Source organism: Streptomyces sp. NPDC127106, from assembly GCF_042677605.1.
Taxonomy (GTDB): Bacteria; Actinomycetota; Actinomycetes; order Streptomycetales; family Streptomycetaceae; genus Streptomyces.
Genome location: NZ_JBHXTC010000031.1, coordinates 9,369 through 26,504 on the forward strand (window position 1 = coordinate 9,369; position 17,136 = coordinate 26,504).

A 17,136-nucleotide genomic window follows, 5' to 3' on the forward strand; every position below is an offset into this window, starting at 1 on the left:
GGCGCGGTGGAGGAGAGGGCGCCACACCGGGGGTGGGGGGGGGGGGGGCGCGGGGGGGCCGGGGGGGGGGGGGGCCCCCCGGGGGGGGGCGGCGGGGGGGGGCCCCGCCCCCCCGCCCGTGGGGTGGTTCAGCTGTTGGGCGGCAGGAACTGCCGGTCCGGCTCGACGCGCCAGGTCAGGGCCGGGAAGAGGCGGCGGACCTGCCGTTCGGCCCAGGGTCGGACGGTGTCCCAGGCCTGCTGTGTCGGCTCGTTGGCCCAGGTGTGCCAGCCCTCCGCGCAGTTGGCGATCTGCTCGCCGAGCGCGGCCATGAGGGTCTCGGTGGTGATCTCGTCGGGCAGTTCCGTGTTGTTCTCGGTGGTCATGGCGTAGGCCTCGTAGAGGCGCTCGGCGAGGGTCTCGCCGTCGAGGTTGTGCACGGAGGTGACCTGGAGGACAGTGCCACGGCCGTCCGGGTCGAGGACCAGGCAGGTGGACGGCTGGGGTGCGGTGTTGATGGCCACGGCTCAGGCCGCCAGCTCGAAGCGGCTGGGGTGTTCGCCGCCGCAGTTCGGGCAGGGGTCGGTCTCGTGGTAGTACCAGCTACTGCACGCGCAGTCCCAGGTGGAGATGGACCACGTCCACTCCCAGCCGCCGATGCCGTAGAGGCCGTCCTCCTTCCGGGGGTTGATGATGGAGGCGACCTGGGCCGGGCCCTCGTCTTCGAGGTACATCCAGCGGATGTGGAGGACGACCGCTCGCGGAGCGCCGTTGCTGTCGGTTCCGCCGTCGATGACGTGGATGGTGTCGGAGCAGTCGTAGCCGTACTTGGCGGCGTCCTTGAGGGTCTCGGCGGAGAGCAGGCGGACGGTGTCGAGGGTGAAGAAGGGGGAGACGAAGCCGTTCCAGCGGTTGGCCGGGTCGACGACGGCGGGGTAGTCGGGAATGCCGTCGATCGTGACGCGGGTGAGGACGGGGCCGGTCTTCGGGGAGGACGATCGGGTCATGACTCTCCTGGGTGTGAGTTCGGTTGGGTTGGTCGGCTGCCACCACCGACCATGAGAAAACTATACCACTCACACATCACATCCGTGGTTGATACGGGGCGGGATCCCTCGGATTCCCGCAGTTCAGCGGCAGCCTGGCGCGGCCGCCCGGAACGTCCGGGACGGCCGTGCCAGCCGGCACCCGCCGCGGGGCGGCGCAGTCCCGTGAGTGCGCCGCCCCGCGCGGACTGGCCTACGCGGCCAAAGCCAGGACCAGGTCCAGCCGGCGGAGGTAGTCGGCCGCGGCCTCCTCGCCGACGTGGCGTCGCAGCGCGTCCCCGCGCGCCCAGACCAGAGGACCTTCCTCCGCCTCGACGCGGGCCGCCTCGGCGACGATCTCGGCGACGCTGAGCTTCTCCCGGAAGCGGTGGCCGATGTGCTCTTCCAGGGCGACGTACCGGGCAGGCAGGTCCAGGCCCAGGGCCCAGCACAGCCGTACGGCGCGCACCAGGACGTCCCGGCCGGCGAGCACGCAGAAGACGCAGGACAGGCGGGGGATGACCGCGTCGTAGACGGGGTGGTACTCCAGGACGGCGTCGGCAATCTGCTGCCAGACGTCGGCCTCGGAGAGCTCCAGGATCGGGTGCCAGGTCAGGACCATGCGCTGGCCGGTGCTCGCGCGCATGTCGATGGCGAGCGGCAGCTTCCGGGCCCGGGCGGGGGATTCGGCCGCCCTGATCCCGAGGGCGGAGAGAATCAAGGCCTGCCCGTCCAGGCCGAGGGCGTCGGTGATCTGCTTGAAAAGCGGGGCGATCTTGTCCCGCTTCAGGGTCGAGGTACACAGCCGGCGGGCCGCGTCGGGCCACATGCCGCGCTTCTCGACGAGGCCCAGCAGCCCGCGGTCGGCCTTGACCACGATGAACTCCACGCCCCACCGCTCGGCCTGGCGCTGCGCGAGCTCACGCACCCCCGGCCATTCGGACTCCTCCCCTAGGTCCGCGTGGACCATGACCACCTTGTCCAGACAGCCGGCCTCGGCGGCCAGGGTGACCACGCGGTACGCGCAGACGAGCGAGTCCTTGCCCGCACTGGTGGAGATCAGGATTTTGTCCGCGGCCAGGATGAGCTCGCGGGGCGTCTCGGCGAGCTCGCCGAGGAGGGCGGCCGCGACGCCGGACCGGCGCCCGCCACCGGTACCGCGGCCGGGGGCGTGCGGGGTGTAGAGGGCCGCAAGCGCGCGGTTGGCCGCGCGGGCCGCGGTGAAGGTCCGGCGGACCTTGACCCGGGCCTCCTGCTCGCGGCGGACGAGGTCGGCGTGGACGGTCTGCGCGGCCTCCAGCTCGTCGGCGGCACCCTTCAGTTGCAGTTCGCGGGTGATGCGGGCGTGTGCGGCGGTGGCCTTGGCGGCCCGGGTACGGGCGCGGCCGGCGGCGGTGTACGCGGCGTCGGCCTGGTGGGCGCGCCGGATCCCCTCCAGCAGCCGGCGGCGGGTGGGCATGTCCATGGGACTCCTCTGGGTGCGGGGTGGTGATTTCGGCGCCGGGCGGCTGCCACTGCCGCCCGGCCGGGGGTGGATCCGGAGGGACCGGCGGTCAGCCGGTCAGGTCGAAGGCGGCTCGCAGGTGCTTCATGCGGTGGCCGCGGGACGCCCCTTGCGCCATCACCCGGTCATCGAACCTCGACGGGGAGCGGTAGCCGCAGGAGCAGCGGGCGACGAACAGCCCCGAGCCGATCTCCCATCCACCGACGCCGAACGCGTCGACCACCCACTTGTCCGTGCCGATGTAGCCGGTTCCCGCCTGGTGCTCGTGCAGCGTCATGGCGACCCGACCCGCGTACGACACGGTGACCGCGCCGTCCGGGTCCACGGCGAGCCACCCGTGTTCAACAAGCCGCGTGGTGGCCGAGGGCGGGATGGACGCGATGCCGGCTGCGATACGACCGCCTTGGAGTTTTCCGCCCCCGCGCGCGTCCCGCGCCAGGACCAGAGCTAGGTCTTCATACTGGCGGGCGGTCAGGCGTCGGGGCGGACGCACCGGTTCCAGGCGGGTGGTGCGGCGCAGCGTCCGACGTTCGGTGTCGACGGCGCTGCGGTGCCCGGTAATGGTACGGATGATGGTCATCCGGCCGGAGCGGTCACCGTCCGGGATCACCTGGTCCTCGTCCCACAAGGCCGCGGCAATCAGCGCGTCCGCTTCAAGGGCGGTGTACGTCCGAGCGGTGACGGTCTGGTCGTAGTCGACGGTCTTGGCGCGATAGGCAGGGGCGATCAGCACGGGATGTCCTCGGGTTCAGGAGAGATGTGTGTCCGGTGGGGTCGACTGCCACCGTCGACCCCAAGACAACTATACTCGCTATTCATCATCACGCAAGGGTCCGCCCCTGCGGCGTGGTACCTGGGTGCGGCAATCCGGACTCGGGCGATGGCGGCGGAGGAGAAAGGAGGGCCGCCCGGGCCCGAGGGGCCGGGCGGGGCCGTCAGCAGGCCGCCTCAGGGTCCTCGGCTGCCGGCAGGGGCTCCCACTCCAGGGAGCGCGCGGTCTTGCGGGAGCGGCCGTCAACGGCGACGGTCACGCCGTCCCGGTACGCGCGGGCTCCGGTCATCCGTACGTCCACCGCTTCGACGGTGCCGGTCTGCCCGCTGGCCACGTGCCGGACCCGCTCGCCGACGGTGCGGGCCAAGTCTGCTTCCCTCAGGCGCCGCGCGCCGAGCTGGTGGCCGGCCTGCTGGACCAGGCGGCCGCCGCGGGTGGCCAGGGCGGCCTCGAAGGCCGCGTCGGAGTCGGGAGCTTCGACCCTCAGGAAGGAGCGGCCCGCGGGCAGGCCGGTGTGGGTGATGGTCCAGGTGTCGGTGATCGCACCCCGGGCCTGCTCGGCGGCGGCGCCCTGCTTGGCCTCGGCCTCCAGGGTCGGAACGTGCCAGACGAGCAAGGACGGGTGGTCTCCGGGCTCGACGAGCCAGCCTTCGGTGCGCTCGAACAGCTCCTTCGCGACGCGCAGCGCGGCCAGGGGCGGCCGCCCGTCGGCGCCGGTGGCCAGCTTGCCGTCCTCGACCCAGCCGACGCTCAGGCGGCCGCTGGTGCCGTCCGGCCGGACCCAGTAGCCGGCCACCTCGCCGAGGTCGTCGGGGCCGGTGACGTCAGCAAGCGGCTGTCCGGACAGGGCGGTCACGGCGGCGGAGGCGGCCGGGTGTTCGGCGTCCTGGGGCAGTACGCCCGTACCGGCCGCCGGTGCGTTCTCGGCCGGGCCGGCGGCGGGCGGCGGGACGAGGACCGCGTTCCAGGAGCCCGCGCCGTACTCGGTGAGCTTGACGAGGCCTGCGGCGTGCAGGCCCCGGACGGCGGTGAGGTTGTGCCCGTATCCGGCGCCGATCGCGCCGTCGCGCTTGACGACGGCGTACACCCGACGCTGCGGTTCGGTCAGGGCGTCCTCGGCACGCTTGCGGTTCTCCTGGGCGTTCAGGAACTCGGCGCGCTCCTGGGCGCCGAGCTCGGTCTGCCAGTCTCCCGAGACGACCAGGCCGGAGTTGTTGACGACCTCGAAGCCGCCGTCCGTGGCGGGGCGTACGGAGTACAGGGCGAGGGGAGCGCGCTCCTGGGCCAGGGCCGGCTGCGCCGTGGCGGGGGTCGCCTTGCGGGTGCGGACCGGCTTGGCCTGGACGGCGACTTCCTCGACCGCGATGTTCTTCCAGCCGGCCCGCTCGGCCGTCCGGGCCGCCTTGGCGACGTTGGCCGCGGACATCGACCAGGTGTGCACGATGCGGCCTTCACCCTCGCGGCGGTCGACGGTGACCGCGTGGGTGTAGTGGCGGGTTTCGCTGGTGCGGGTGCAGCCGGTGGAGGCGACGAAGGTGGTACGGGCCATGACGGGAGCTCCTTGCGTGTGGGGTGTGTTGTCGGTGCCGGTCGGCTGCCACGGCCGATCAGCGGGCGGGGCCGGGGGCGGTGGCGCCGCCCCCGGCAGCGGGCCTACTGGCCCCGGCGGAGCGCGCGGAGCCGCAGGCCCGCCTTCTGGATCCGGTGCTCCACGGCGCCGTACCCAGCGAGGCTCCGGAAGTTGTAGTCCCGGATCTGGAGGTAGAGGCGGAGCAGGGTGCGCTCCGACATCTCCTCGACCGTGCCCAGGGTGGTGAGCTCACCGCAGAAGGCCATGCCGAGGGTCCGGGGCGCGAAGGAGGGGGCGCCGAGCGTGTAGAACCACACCTTGTATCCGTCCTTCGGGGCGTCCTCGTTCCACAGGCCGAGAACGATGGCCTTGCGCAGACCGGTGTTCTTGCCCTCGTCGTAGCGGGGGGTGCGCACGACCGTGCCCGGCTCCAGAACGGTCTGGGTGGCGGAGGCGGTGGCGACGGTCATGTGGACTCCTTAGGGAGAGGGGTGGAGGGTGCGGCGGGAATTCCCCGCCGACAAGAAAACTATACTCACTACTCATCACTTCTGCAAGAGGCTCCCGTCCACCCTCTCGGCGACGAAGGGCCGGGCCGCCGAGGAGTCGCGCCGGCCGCGGACCGCCGGACCCGCGTGCGGCGGGGGCGAGGGGTCACGCCCCCACCGCACACAGGCGTCAGCGCTCGGCCTGCGCGTAGTTGTGGCGGTCGTCGGTGGCGGCGAACTCGACCAGCTCGGGGAGGTGCGCGCCGACCCAGGTGTCGATGGGGCCGGGGTCCTCCTGCTGGCCGGTGAGCCAGCGATAGACGTCCGGCCGGATCGTGAAGAGGTTGCTGTCCTCGTCTTCGGCGTAGAACTCGGAGTTGCCGCCGAACCCGTAGGCGTCCGCCACCTCCCACACGCAGACCAGGTACGGTCCGCCCGCGTCGTAGATCCGGCCGAAGACGTTGCGGATGTCGTCGGCGCCGTAGCCGTGCTCGAACGCCCCGCGCAGGTCGGCGATCTCGGTCGGCAGGCCCGGTGCGGCCTGCTCGGCGGTTGCGGCCTCGGTGCGCGGCGCGGGGTCCTCGCCCTTCTGGTCGTCGTGCTCGCCGCCGTGCTGGGCGATCAGGTCGCGCAGCGCCTCGGTGGGCACGTCCAGGAACATCCCGCTCTCGTTGCCGAGGGTCCCGCCGGTCAGCCAGTCCCCCCAGGAGTCCTCGTTCTCCCAGGCCTCGGTGTCGGGAGCGGTGAGGCCCGGGGAGAGGAAGACCTCCTCCGCGGCCTCGGCGCCGGGTCGGGTCTTGAGGGTGATCGCGTGGCCGTCGGCCAGGCGGATCCGGGCGAAGCCGTGACCGGTCCCCTCCGTCACGACGGCGTCGAGTCGGGACGTGCCGAGGGTGTGAATGCTCATGAGATGCCTCCGAGTTGAGCGTTTTCGGATGGTCGGCTGCCACCGCCGACCTACGAGACAACTATACATGCGATTCATCATTGCGCAAGGAGTGTGATCACGCGATCAGGAGCACGTCCCCGATGACCTTGGCGCGGTGCAGCGGCGCCGGGCCGCCGGCCGACCTCCGGCGGGGCGCCTGCTCGGGCAGGTCGCGCAGCGGCCGGAAGACCGGCTTCCCTCCCGTGTGCTCGGTCCAGCGCTTCTCGAACCCCGGGCGCTGCTTGTCGGCGACACCCGCCGGCGCGGCGACGACGAACGCTTCGGCGTGCGGCAGGCTTTCGGATTCGGGCAGGTAGTGGGCGCGCCGGATCCCGGAGGTCTCCCCTACGACCAGGCGGACGCGCTCGGGGAACCGTCCGGCGAACCGGGTGACGAGTTCCTCGGCCCGCTCCCGGGGCCCTTCGTAAACGGTGCGCACCGATCGCCAGGTGGGGCCCTTCTGCTGCTCGCCGCGGCACCGCTCGTCGTCGCCGGGGCACTGCGGTTCGGCGTCGAGCGGCGCGCCGCCCTGGTCGACGACCGTGTGAATGCGGCGGCAGCGGGGCTTGCGCTGCTGGCTGCACCACCACTTCGGCTCCGCGCAGTCCTTGCCGTGCCAGCGCCGGCAGTCCTTGGTCCGGCCGAGGCCGGTGATGCGGCGCACCTCGTACACCGCGTACGGGGTCTGCTCCAGGTCTGCCTGGAAGGCGTCCAGGACCGGCCGGTTGCGGTCGTCCTCGGCCAGGCGCCGGCGGAGCGATCCGGCGGGCCCGTAGAGGGACATGCGCTCGTTCAGGGCGAGCGAGATGTGCTCCATGCGCAGGACCTGTGCGGCCTCGGCCGGGTGGACGCGCAGCCGCTGCTCGTAGAGGTCTCGGGAGGAACAGACCCCGGTGAAGGGGCACTGTACGCAGTGGCTCTTCAAGATCATTTCACCGAGGCAGTCCAAGACGTACTGCTCGACGGCGGCCCGGTTCATGCCTGCGCGGATCAGGGGGTAGTCCGGCTCGCAGATGATCCGGTCAGCGGCCGTGTTCAGCTGGTCCTGGATGGCGGAGTCCTTCAGCGCGCGGCCGGTCTCGTCGGCGTGGTAGCCGATCACGCGGCGGAAGGTCTCGGTGCCGAACTCGTGGGCGGCCCAGGTGTCCAGTACCCAGCCCTTGAACCGAATGCTGCAGCGTCGCTGGCCCGAGGCGAGCATCGGGACGGTGCCGGCGGTGCGCAGTTCGTCGGACAGGCGCCAGGGGCCGGCCGCGTGGATGCGGCGGGGTGCGCGGGAGTCGTCGAGGACCAGGACGCCGTCGGCGTCGCGGGGGCCGCCGCGGCAGACCTGGACCAGGCGGATCCGCCAGGCGCGCAGGAGCGGCAGGACCAGGCGGTCGGCGTACGAGAGGGAGTCGCGGAATTCGTCGCCCGTGACGGCGTGCACGATCACGAGGTCGGACAGGTCCGGTTCCAGGCCGTTGCCGACCGGATCGTTGATGAAGCGCAGGATGTTCGCCGTCGAGTCCGCTCCCAGACCCCAGGTCAGGACCGTCATGCGCTTGCGGGCCGAGAAGGCCGGCGGGAGGGCGGCAGACTCTCGTCGCCGGGCGCTACTTCGGGGGCGCGCGGAAGAGTGCAACACAGGCTCCTTCGGAATGTGTTCGGTGGCGCGGCTGCCACTGCCGCAGGGGTGATCTGCTCGGCGCGCCCAGGGCCTGCCGCTCGTGCGGACGGGCCGCGCGGGGCGCGGCCGTGGGAGGTACGAGCGGGGAGGCTGCGAGGCGCCGAAGTAGAAGTCGGCCCGGGCGGTCACTGCCCTGCCGGAGGGCCCGGGCGCGCCTGGAAGCGGCCCGGGCCGGTAAGGGGCGGTTACCGGGTGACGGCGCCAGCCGCGACCCAGGCGGCGCGGGGGCTCACCGGGTTGTGCTTGACGATGGAGCGGGCCAGGGAGAAGAGGCGGCAGTACCCCTTCGGGGCGCCGGTGGCCAGCTCCAGGTTCCGGACCGCCATCTCGTACTGGAACCCGAAGAACTCGCGCATGATCTTGGAGCGGCTCATCTCGCGGCGGTAGTCGAGGACGTCGTGTGCCGCCTGGATGGCCTGCTCGCCGATGCCGGTCCAGACGCGTCCGTTGAGGACGTGGTCCCCGGCCGCCCGGTCGGCGTCGGCGACGTCGAGGGTCCCGGTGTGGGTGATGGTGAAGTGCTTGGGCCAGGTGGAGCGGGGGCCGAAGGCCAGGGTCGCGTACGCCTCGGCGGCGGCGTCCAGGGCCGCACGGACGGAGCGGACGGTGAAGCTCGGGAGCGTCCGGTCCTCCTTGGCGTCGGCCTTGAACACGTCCAGGCGCGTTGCTCCGCCGTAGTAGTAGACGTCCACGGTCGTGGTCTCGGGGTACAGGCGGCGGGCGGTGTCGATGACGGCGTACGCGGCGCGGGAGGTGTTCACGGGGCTCTCCTTGGGATGGTGCGTCTTCGGTGCGCGGCTGCCACTGCCGCCTCGGGGCTCCCCGCCCCGACGAGAAAACTATACCCATAATTCATCACGCACGCAACTCCCGACCCCGAATCTGAATGCCCGTCAGATTTCTGGGGTGGCCGATGTCGGGCCACCGCCCACCGCGCCCCGCCGGCCGCGAGCTCCGACGGGGCAGGGGGGATCAGCGGGAAGCTCCTGCGGCCCCCCTGCGCGACCTCTCAACCCACCGATGCGCCAGGGGCGGAGAGGCTGGCCACCAGGTCACGGACGGGGCGCGGCCCTGCGGCGCGGATGCCGGGCGCACTGCGTCCGTGCGGATGGACGGTGGCGCGCAGGATCCTCCCGGAGCGGGCGCCCACCTCCATCCACCCCCATGCGCCATCAAGGCTGGGCGCGGCCAGGGTGACGTGGTGGCGCCGGGTGGAGGGTCGCCATACGGGCAGGAGTCCGCGTTCCGTGGCCAGCGCCACCACGGCACGCGTGTGGGCGTTGAGCCCGTGCGGTGCGGCGGGGACGCCGATGCGCAGCGTCCCGCCGCGCATGGCGAGCACCACGCCGAACGGGAGGCGCGCGCGGATGTCGGCAGGGTCGCGGTACGGAAGGCGTCCGTGCCGGGGGCAGCGGGTGCACAGCAGGATGTCGGCGCGGTCGCTGTCACCGGCCACGAGGCGGGCGGCGGGATCCGCGCACTCGGGGCAAGGGGCGGTTCGCCATTCGTACGAGTCGGCAGCGGGCACGTGGCCTCCAGGGTTGGGAGAGAGTGGATCGCCCCGGGCGGGGGGCGGGGCGGGCGTGGCACGGGGCTCCGGGAGGGGGCGTCGGGGCCGGGCCGGGCGGGCGGTTCCGTCCGCCCGGCCCGGCCCCGATCTAGCGGGGGATCCGGGGGGATTGCGCGTTCAGGCGCGCGGTGAAGCAGTCGGGGCAGAGATCGGCGCCTTCGGCGGTCTCGTTGCCGCACGGCTCACCCCATCCGGGGCAGTCGGTCGGCTCGGGCTGTGCGTTGCGCTGGGTCATCTTCGATTCCTTCTGCGAGCGGGGGCCGGGGGCGGGTGCGGCCCCCGGCGGCGGGACGCGGCGGCGGGGGGCCCGCCCGGCGGGGCGGGCCCGCTCGCCTATGCGGCGAGCTTCAGCTTGGGCTCCGGGTAGTCGCGCTCCAGCTCCAGGTCAACCAGCTCCTGCACGGTGAAGGCGAGGTGCGCGAGGGGGAGCACGTCCGTCGCGCTCTCCTCCGGGACCGCGAGGACGAAGCGGATGCGGTGGACGGTGTACGCCTTGATCTGCTCCAGGGTGAAGGTGCGCATCTCACCCCGGGTGCGGCACATCGCCTTGACGATGATGCCCCCCTTGCTGGTGGTGAGGATGTTGTGGATCTCGATGGTGCGCACCGACTCCTCGCCCTTGCTGTCGACGTAGGTGATGGTCGTGGCGCGCTGGCCGTCCATGGCGCGGATCAGGTCGGTCAGGGTGCGGGTGGTGGTCTGACCGGCGGTGATCTTCATGGAGTTCGACACGGGTTTCTCCCTGGAGCGTGTGAGTTCGGGGGTGTTGGCCGGGTGCCACTCCCGACCAACAAGACAACTATAACCCACACTCATCACTTTCGGGAAGCCGGAACGGCCTTTTTCTCGCTTCGGTTTCGCGTTCACCCGTCCAGCCGCACGACTCGCGGCACGCGGCGACGCCACCGCGCCCCGCTTGACGGAAGTGATGAATATGGGTTATGGTTGTCTCAGTTGATCGGCCGTGGCAGCCGGTCAGCGACCGCGAAACACGCACCCCTACAAATCCACAGCGAGGAGCCCCGAGATGGCCCGTACCTTCCACGACCGCCCCGCGCACCTGCAGCTCCAGGAGCGGCCCTGGATCTCCCACCTGAAGGACGGGAGCAGGAAGCCTCACCAGCAGGCGGCACACAAGCGGGACCGCGCGGCGGTCCGGCTGGCGCTGCGCCTCGGCGTCGAGCCGCCGCTCCCCCAGCGCCGCTGCGTCGACTGGGAGATGCACTGAAATCAGCTCCACCCGAAGCGGGGGGGGGCCCGCGGCGGGGGGGGGCGCCGCGGCGGCGGGGGCCGCCGGGCCGGCGGGGGGGGGGCGGGGGGGGGGGCGGGGGCCGCCCGCGGGGGGGGCCCGCGCCGCCCCCCCGCCCGCGGGGGGTGGTGCGCCCCCCCCCCCCAAAACCCCCCCCCCCCCCCGCCCCCCCCCCCGCGGGGGGGCCCGCTTCGGCATGTCCGGGCACAGCGTTCGAGCGGGTCTGCACGCGGTGTCCGGGCCGGGGCCGCGCAGCGGGCGGCGCCGGATCCAGAGCGGGGAGCACGGAGCGGGCTGAGGCGTTGACCGGGCTGCGGGAGGCGGTCCGTGCTGGGGTGAGCTGGGCTGGGTTGGACCGTGGTGGTGAAGCCCGGCCCGGCCCTGGGAAGAAGCAGGCCTCTTCCTCCGGCTATCGCGGAGAAAGAGGTGTCGTCGTGGCGAGGGGGCTTGCCCACGGGGCCTGACCAGGCACGATGCTCAAGATCGAAAAAGTGGGGGTCCCACTCCCGGTCACACCTCCGGTGCAACTCCTAGTGCACCTCTGCAAGCAACCCTCCAGCCCCCTTCCGGTGCAACTGTCGCGGGGGCACGCCGGCATGGGCTTGCCCACCTCCGCGGCGCACCGGACGGGCCGGCTGCCGCCTACCGCCGGCGGTGGTACCGGAGGTCGTGGCGGCCGGGCTCGCCGGACATCACGTCGTAGCAGTCGGGGCAGGACCGGCCGAGCGAGGCAGCCATCCAGCCCCCGACCGCGACGGTCGTCCCGCAGTTCCCGCAGTGGTCGACGTCGGGCGTAGGACAGGTTGCCGGGAGCGGCGCGGAGGTCCCGGTGCTGGGGTAGGCAGGGAGGTCCGCGGTCCAGGTGTGCTGGTACTCGGCGCGGGCGTCCTCCAGGAGGTAGAACCGTCCGGGGACGTCCGCGAATTCGTCGGCCTGGGGGCCGCGCACCTCGATGTCCCAGGCGGTGACCGACTGCCCGTCGCCGAGCGTCATGGCGCGTTCCACGATCCGCATGCGGGTAGCTGCTGGCCCGGAGCCGCGTATGCCTTTGTCGTACGGGGTCTGCGCGTCCTGGGCCGAGACGACGCCGGACTCCTCCGCTTGCGCTCGTCGGCGCGGCCCTTCGGCTGCGCTCCTGGGCAAGCCCTGTGCACCGGCCTGGGCAAGCCTGCGTACTCTGCGGGCAAGCCGGGACCTCAAGGGAGCAGCAACGCCCGAACTCTTGGGAACACGGGTCGCCGGTGTAGGACCGGCGCGCGGGCCGTCGTCCCTCCGGGTCGGGCCGAGCCGCGCCGCACACACTGCGCGACGACCTCAGCCACGGCCTGGACCGCGACGGCCACCACTGCCTACAGCCCCGTCAGCCACTCGGGGAGGTAGCCGGTCGCCACAGCCGTCAGCAGTACCGAGCCCGGGTTCCGCGTCACCATCAGCTTCGACGGTGACGCCAAGTTCGGTGAGTGCGGTCTGCTGCTTGGGGGTGAGTCGGCCGCTGCGCCAGGCGCGGCGTTGGCGGTAGAGCCAGGCGTCCAGTCGCAGGCCTTCGGCTGTGAATCCCGTGGGAACGTGCAGGTGACCGTGCTCGGCGGCGTAGCGGGCGGCAATGGCGAGGTTGCGGTCCCAGAGCGCGGCACGGCGTTCGCTGGCGGTGTCGCCGGGTGGGCGGGGCTCGGCGAACCAGCGCATCCCCAGTGCGTCGAGGCTGTGGCGGAGCTCTTCGGGTAGTTGCCCTTCGCGCTCGGCGGTCCGTTGCCGGTGCAGCCAGTTGCCGAGGTGAACGCCGTCGTGGACGTGGCCGTGGGGGACGCCCAGGTGACCGTGTTCGGCGGCGTAGCTGGTGGCCGCCTCCAGGGCACGCTGGTCCCGCTGCGCCTTGGGGTCCGGGCGTGGTTGGCGTGGGGCGGGCAGACGCCGGGTCCAGCGCATCCCGAGTGCGTCAAGGGCCTGGACCATCTCGTCGGGGAGTTCGCCGGCGCGGTGGAGCTGGCGTTGCCGGCCGATCCAGGTTCCGAGTGCCACACCCTCGTGGCGTGTGTCGGCAGGGACCTCCAGGTGGCCGTGGGCGGCGTGGAAGGAGCGCGCGGCCGCGAGGGCCCGGGCACGGGCCTGTTCCCCAGCGGGGGCGCCGGTCCAGGTGAATCCCGCATCGTCCAGGGTCTTGACCCGGGAAGCGGAGAGCTGATGGCGCTTGGCCCGCATCTGGCTGACCCAGGACCCGAGCCGTACGCCGTCGGCGGCAACGTAGCGGAGGGGGACGTCGGTGTGGCCGTACTCGGCCTGGAAGACGGCGAGCGCGTCGAGGTTGCGCTGAAGGGCGCGGCTGCGGTGTTCCCAGATCATGCCGAGCACGTCGAGTGCGTCGATGCGGTGCTGGGCCAGGGTGCCGTCCCGCCGAAGCCGGCGTTGGCGCACGATCCAGTCCCCCAACTTCTGCCCACCCAACTCGGCGGTCTGAGGTACGTCGAGGTGGCCGTGCTGGAGTCTCCACGCCTTGGCCTGGGCGTAGGACTGCTGCCAGCGGGCCTCGCTCGGGTCCCACTCGATGCCGAGGTCCTCCAGCGCCCGCACACGGTCGGCGGACAGCCAGCCCTTCCCGTGGAACTGGCGCTGTTTGACGACCCACTGGCCGAGGCCGAACCCGTCGTCGGTCACGTGGCGCAGAGGAATGGCCAGATGACCGGTGTTCTCCCTGTAGGCGGCCGCGGCGGCGTACCCGTCCCACCACGAGGATGTGGTCTGCTGCACGGTCAGCGCGGTGAGCTGGGCGAGCAGTTCGTCGGAAGTGCCCGGGGGGAGCTGGACGGTGATCCGGGAGGGCAGTTGCGGATTGTGGGTGTGATCGTGGGAGCGCTGTCGGTCCAATTCGACGGCGAGTGTCTCGTCGTGGGCGCGCAGGGCCCTCAGGACTTGCCACAGGACCTGATAGTCGCCTGGTTCGAGGTCGCCAACCTGCTCGGCGGAGTCCGGAACCGGGATGGGCACGATGATGGTGGCGGTGCCGGTGCCGTCCGGGGAGCGCCTGAGCGCACGGCCCACGGCCTGCACGATGTCCACCCGGGAGGTCTTCGGGTGGGTGAATAGGACGCCGTCCACCGCCGGCACGTCCACGCCTTCGGTCAGGCACCGCACGTTGGCGATCACGGTCCACGCTCCGGCCGGGTGCCGCAGGGTGTCGAGGATCTTCTCCCGCTCGGCATGGCTGTGCTCGCCGGTGATCCGCGCGGCCTGCACGTCGCCGTCGGGGCGCTGTTCGGGCCGCATCCGGGCCAGGGTGGCGGGCAGGGAACGGGCGAATTCCGCAGCGGCGTCGATGCGGTGGCAGAACGCGATGACCCGCCGCAGGCCGTACTCGCGGGCGGCCTGCGCAAGGACGGTCTGCGCGGCCAGAGTCCTCAGGTCCGGGGCAGCTGGGTCGTCGACATGGAGGTGCTTGTCGTCCTTGAGGAGGGAAAGCATCTGTCGCTGCGCGACGCCCATGATCACGACTCGGTAGGAGTCGAGGTATCCCTCACTGATCGCCCTGGCCCACGGGTACTCGAACAGCACCGGCCCGAACACGTCCGGGTCCGACATGGAGAGCAGTCCGATGTCGTCGGCCTTGCCGGTCTCCAGCCGCGGCGTGGCGGTCATGAACAGGCGGCGGCGGGCGGGCAGGAACCGCTCGTCCAGGATGCGACGGGTCACGTAGTCGGCCCGGCCGGCGAGGTGGTGCGCCTCGTCGTGGACGGCCAGGTCTGCCGCCAGGTTCGCAGCCCTCAGCGCGCCCGCCAGCACATGCCCGGAGTAGTAGGTGGCCACGACCAGGCGCCTGCCGGTCGTCTCGCGCAGCCAGGTCAGGACTTCATCTGGGTCCGTGGTGCTGTGCGCCGGGATGTCGGTCCGTCGGGCCGGCGCATCGGCCACCGTGTCGTCGCCGCACACGGCGAGGACCGCGTCCACGCCCACGACGTCGCGCCACTCGCGGATGATCTGCGCGACCAGGGCCAGGGACGGCGCGAACGCCACCAGCAGCCCGTCGCCCGGCACGAGACGGATGGCCGCGTTCGCCGCCATCAGCGTCTTCCCGGTTCCGCACGCCGCGTGCAGCTGGCCGCGGCCGCCGCCTGCCAGGCCCGCCAAAATCGCGTCTAAGGCCTCCTTCTGGTAGGGCCGGGCCGTAGTGGTGACGGTGCTCGGCACGCGTCCTCCCCAAGGGTGTTGGGACGCCCGGCCCGTGTGGGCCGGGCGTCGTTGGAAGTCGCGTGTCAGGGGCGGGTCGGCAGGGTGGTGAGGTCGACGTCCTGGCGGAGGGCTTCGAGGACGGCGATGGTCTGCACGCGGGTCCACGACCGCACGGCCTCGGCCAGGGCGTCCGTGTCGACCTCGTCGAGCACCGCGTCCTCGACCTCGTCGGCAAGGAGGCTGGCGGGGTCGTGCAGCCAGGTGGCATCCACGACGAGGGACCGCACCAGCCAGTGCAGCGCCCGCCACTGCGCGGCGGTCAGCGGCGTGACCTCCGCGATTTCCATGGTGAAGAGACGGTCGTTCAGGTCGTAGGGGAGGAAGCCGGGCCGGGCGGCGCCACGGGCGCGGGCCAGCGCCTTGTCAATGGCGCCGACCCGGTAGCCCAACCGCGCGGCGACGGTGTCGCGGCCGCCGCGGCCGGCTTCCTCCACGCCGCGGGCGATGGCCAGGGCCCGGCGGTCGGCGATCTCCTCGGCCGCCCGGTGCAGGCGTCCCTGGGCGGCGTCGGCTTCCCGGACGTCGCGCAGCCAGTCGGGTGTGTCCTGCTCGGTGGTGCTCACGGTGTGGATGCTCCTGTCGTTGCAGTCCGAGAAGGGGCGGCCCGGCCGCAGACGGGCCGGGCCGCGGAGGAGGGACGGGCAGAAAGGTCAGTCGGCCTGCGCGGCGAGGTCGTCGCGCAGCTGCTTGAGGTAGTTGTCGAGCCCCTCGATCACCACGAACTCCAGGCCCTGGCCGTCCCGGAACTCCTCGGTCAGCCGCTCCTCGATCCCGTCGAGTTCCTCGTCGGTGGTGTGGGCGGTGACTCCGGCCTCCTCGGCGTCCCACAGGTCGCCGATGGAGTCCGTGGACCAGATCGGCAGCAGGTCCTCGTTGCCGTCGTGGTCCTCGATCCCCTCACACCGCTCGGTGATCTCGTCGTACGCGGCCTCCGCGTCCTCGGTCACCACACGGCCGACCCGGTTGTTGCCGTCCCAGAGGATCTCGGATCCGTCCAGCACGCGCTGGGCCAGGGGCGCGAGTTCGCCCAGGAGACGGTTCCCGGCGTCCTGGGTCAGCACCGGGATCGACCATCGGCGGTCGATGCCGTGGTAGACGCTGGCGCTGACGCCGTTGCCGACCTCGGCGGAGTAGGAGGCGAGCAGGATCCCGTCTTCCAACCCGAGTTCCACATAGGCGGGCTGGGCCTCGCTCTGGCCCTGGAAGCGGGCGTGCAGCTCGTCGGGGCGGGTCAGGGGACGCACGGTCACGGTGAGGTTCTCGGGCATATCGCTACCCTCTCGAAGTAGCCCGCCGGCGGTCGCAACGCCGAAAGGCTGGGTGGCGCCGGATTCTCCCGGCACCACAAACACTACTCCCCGGGGGATAGTTTTCCTACCCCCCGGGGAGTAGTCAGATATTCGGAATCCCGTTCTGATGCCACAGCCGGGCCCGAGCCAGTCGGCGCATTTGCCGACTTCCACCTTGGTCCTGATGACTGTGGGCAAGCCGCTTGAGCTGGTGTTTTTGCGGCCCGGGCAAGCCTGGCCAACCTCCGGGCAAGCCTGGGTGCACCGGCATGGGCAAGCCTGTGGGCGCCGTGGGCAAGCGGGGCTCGGCGGCCTGGGCAAGCCGGTCCGCTCTGACCGCGGGGGCCTGCTCGGCGGGAACGGGTCGTTGAGGCGCCGGCTCCGCGGCCTGCGCCGGCCTCGATGGAGGCGGGGTGGCCGCGTACAGCGGCTCAGGGGTCGGTGACGCCGAGCTCTTGGGTGGCGGGGCAGATCGAGCAGGTTTCGACCCGGGGCTGACGGAGGGCGTCGAGTGCCTGCTCGCGAGTGATGGGGCGCGTACGGCCTGAGGCGAGGCGGCAGTCGGCGGTGTGGACGAGCATGCGCCCCCCTCTGCCGATGGGGTGCTCCAGCTTCCATTCGTTGAGCGGGGTGACGACTGGCCCGTTCCGGGCGGCTTCGGTGACGCGGTCTCGGCGTTCGATCTCGGCGATACGGCCGCGGATCAGCTCCAGCAGCACCAGGCACCAGCGCTCCAGCGTCCGCAGTCGCTCGACGTCGGGCGGCAGGAGCCATTCGATGTCGCGTCCGGCGGCCATCGCCTACGCCTCCCTGAGGGGCCGGCGGTCTACCGCGGCGACGGCCTCCCTGGCCAGCAGCTCAGGGCGGCCGGG

The 17,136-nt window shown here is 72.2% G+C and carries 18 protein-coding genes; 1 reads left to right on the top strand and 17 read right to left on the bottom strand.

All coding sequences use genetic code 11. The annotated features are described in order from the left end of the window. Window positions 1-128: 128 nt before the first annotated feature. The 12 genes from ACFVGY_RS23820 to ACFVGY_RS23875 form a co-directional block, all read right to left on the bottom strand. The gene (locus tag ACFVGY_RS23820; RefSeq protein ID WP_385680530.1) at window positions 129-503 is read right to left on the bottom strand and encodes a hypothetical protein; all 375 of its coding nucleotides are present in this window, start codon (window positions 501-503) and stop codon (window positions 129-131) included. A 3-nt stretch (window positions 504-506) separates the two neighbouring features. Further along, window positions 507-986 carry a hypothetical protein gene (locus ACFVGY_RS23825; protein WP_385680532.1) on the bottom strand — a complete coding sequence of 160 codons (480 nt, stop codon included), beginning with the start codon at window positions 984-986 and terminating at the stop codon, window positions 507-509. A 232-nt stretch (window positions 987-1,218) separates the two neighbouring features. Continuing rightward, the gene (locus tag ACFVGY_RS23830) at window positions 1,219-2,469 is read right to left on the bottom strand and encodes a phosphoadenosine phosphosulfate reductase family protein (protein WP_385680534.1); all 1,251 of its coding nucleotides are present in this window, start codon (window positions 2,467-2,469) and stop codon (window positions 1,219-1,221) included. 88 nt (window positions 2,470-2,557) lie between these two features. Continuing rightward, the gene (locus ACFVGY_RS23835; protein ID WP_385680536.1) at window positions 2,558-3,241 is read right to left on the bottom strand and encodes a hypothetical protein; all 684 of its coding nucleotides are present in this window, start codon (window positions 3,239-3,241) and stop codon (window positions 2,558-2,560) included. A gap of 202 nt (window positions 3,242-3,443) precedes the next feature. Next, window positions 3,444-4,829, bottom strand: a complete 1,386-nt coding sequence (locus tag ACFVGY_RS23840) for a hypothetical protein (protein WP_385680538.1) — start codon at window positions 4,827-4,829, stop codon at window positions 3,444-3,446. A 104-nt stretch (window positions 4,830-4,933) separates the two neighbouring features. Beyond that, a complete protein-coding gene (locus ACFVGY_RS23845; RefSeq protein WP_385680540.1) occupies window positions 4,934-5,320 on the bottom strand; it encodes a DUF6409 family protein in 387 nt (128 codons plus the stop codon). A 208-nt stretch (window positions 5,321-5,528) separates the two neighbouring features. Beyond that, window positions 5,529-6,245 carry a hypothetical protein gene (locus ACFVGY_RS23850; protein ID WP_385680542.1) on the bottom strand — a complete coding sequence of 239 codons (717 nt, stop codon included), beginning with the start codon at window positions 6,243-6,245 and terminating at the stop codon, window positions 5,529-5,531. Window positions 6,246-6,342: 97 nt separating this feature from the next. Next, window positions 6,343-7,890, bottom strand: a complete 1,548-nt coding sequence (locus ACFVGY_RS23855; RefSeq protein WP_385680543.1) for a hypothetical protein — start codon at window positions 7,888-7,890, stop codon at window positions 6,343-6,345. A gap of 230 nt (window positions 7,891-8,120) precedes the next feature. Further along, on the bottom strand, window positions 8,121-8,696 hold the full coding sequence (locus tag ACFVGY_RS23860) for a hypothetical protein (protein WP_385680545.1): 576 nt from the start codon (window positions 8,694-8,696) through the stop codon (window positions 8,121-8,123). Between the two features lie 248 nt (window positions 8,697-8,944). Further along, entirely contained in the window at window positions 8,945-9,463 is a 519-nt protein-coding gene (locus ACFVGY_RS23865; protein WP_385680547.1) for a hypothetical protein, read from the bottom strand. Window positions 9,464-9,593: 130 nt separating this feature from the next. Continuing rightward, window positions 9,594-9,740 (bottom strand): hypothetical protein, encoded by a 147-nt coding sequence (locus tag ACFVGY_RS23870; RefSeq protein ID WP_385680549.1) that lies wholly within the window; start codon window positions 9,738-9,740, stop codon window positions 9,594-9,596. Between the two features lie 98 nt (window positions 9,741-9,838). Continuing rightward, window positions 9,839-10,237: a WYL domain-containing protein gene (locus ACFVGY_RS23875; RefSeq protein ID WP_385680551.1), complete on the bottom strand. Its 399-nt coding sequence runs from the start codon at window positions 10,235-10,237 to the stop codon at window positions 9,839-9,841. 295 nt (window positions 10,238-10,532) lie between these two features. Here ACFVGY_RS23875 and ACFVGY_RS23880 point away from each other — a divergent pair, with 295 nt between their 5' ends. Continuing rightward, the gene (locus ACFVGY_RS23880) at window positions 10,533-10,733 is read left to right on the top strand and encodes a hypothetical protein (RefSeq protein ID WP_073919197.1); all 201 of its coding nucleotides are present in this window, start codon (window positions 10,533-10,535) and stop codon (window positions 10,731-10,733) included. Between the two features lie 663 nt (window positions 10,734-11,396). Here ACFVGY_RS23880 and ACFVGY_RS23885 read toward each other — a convergent pair. The 5 genes from ACFVGY_RS23885 to ACFVGY_RS23905 all read right to left on the bottom strand — a co-directional run bounded on the left by ACFVGY_RS23885 (window position 11,397) and on the right by ACFVGY_RS23905 (window position 17,061). Then, window positions 11,397-11,768 carry a hypothetical protein gene (locus tag ACFVGY_RS23885; RefSeq protein WP_385680553.1) on the bottom strand — a complete coding sequence of 124 codons (372 nt, stop codon included), beginning with the start codon at window positions 11,766-11,768 and terminating at the stop codon, window positions 11,397-11,399. A 300-nt stretch (window positions 11,769-12,068) separates the two neighbouring features. Next, window positions 12,069-14,933 carry a Helicase associated domain protein gene (locus tag ACFVGY_RS23890; RefSeq protein WP_385680555.1) on the bottom strand — a complete coding sequence of 955 codons (2,865 nt, stop codon included), beginning with the start codon at window positions 14,931-14,933 and terminating at the stop codon, window positions 12,069-12,071. Window positions 14,934-14,998: 65 nt separating this feature from the next. After that, a complete protein-coding gene (locus ACFVGY_RS23895; protein WP_385680557.1) occupies window positions 14,999-15,538 on the bottom strand; it encodes a hypothetical protein in 540 nt (179 codons plus the stop codon). 87 nt (window positions 15,539-15,625) lie between these two features. Next, complete coding sequence (locus ACFVGY_RS23900) at window positions 15,626-16,243, bottom strand: hypothetical protein (RefSeq protein ID WP_385680559.1); 618 nt, start codon at window positions 16,241-16,243, stop codon at window positions 15,626-15,628. 452 nt (window positions 16,244-16,695) lie between these two features. Then, on the bottom strand, window positions 16,696-17,061 hold the full coding sequence (locus tag ACFVGY_RS23905; RefSeq protein WP_385680561.1) for a DUF6233 domain-containing protein: 366 nt from the start codon (window positions 17,059-17,061) through the stop codon (window positions 16,696-16,698). Between the last annotated feature and the right edge of the window lie 75 nt (window positions 17,062-17,136).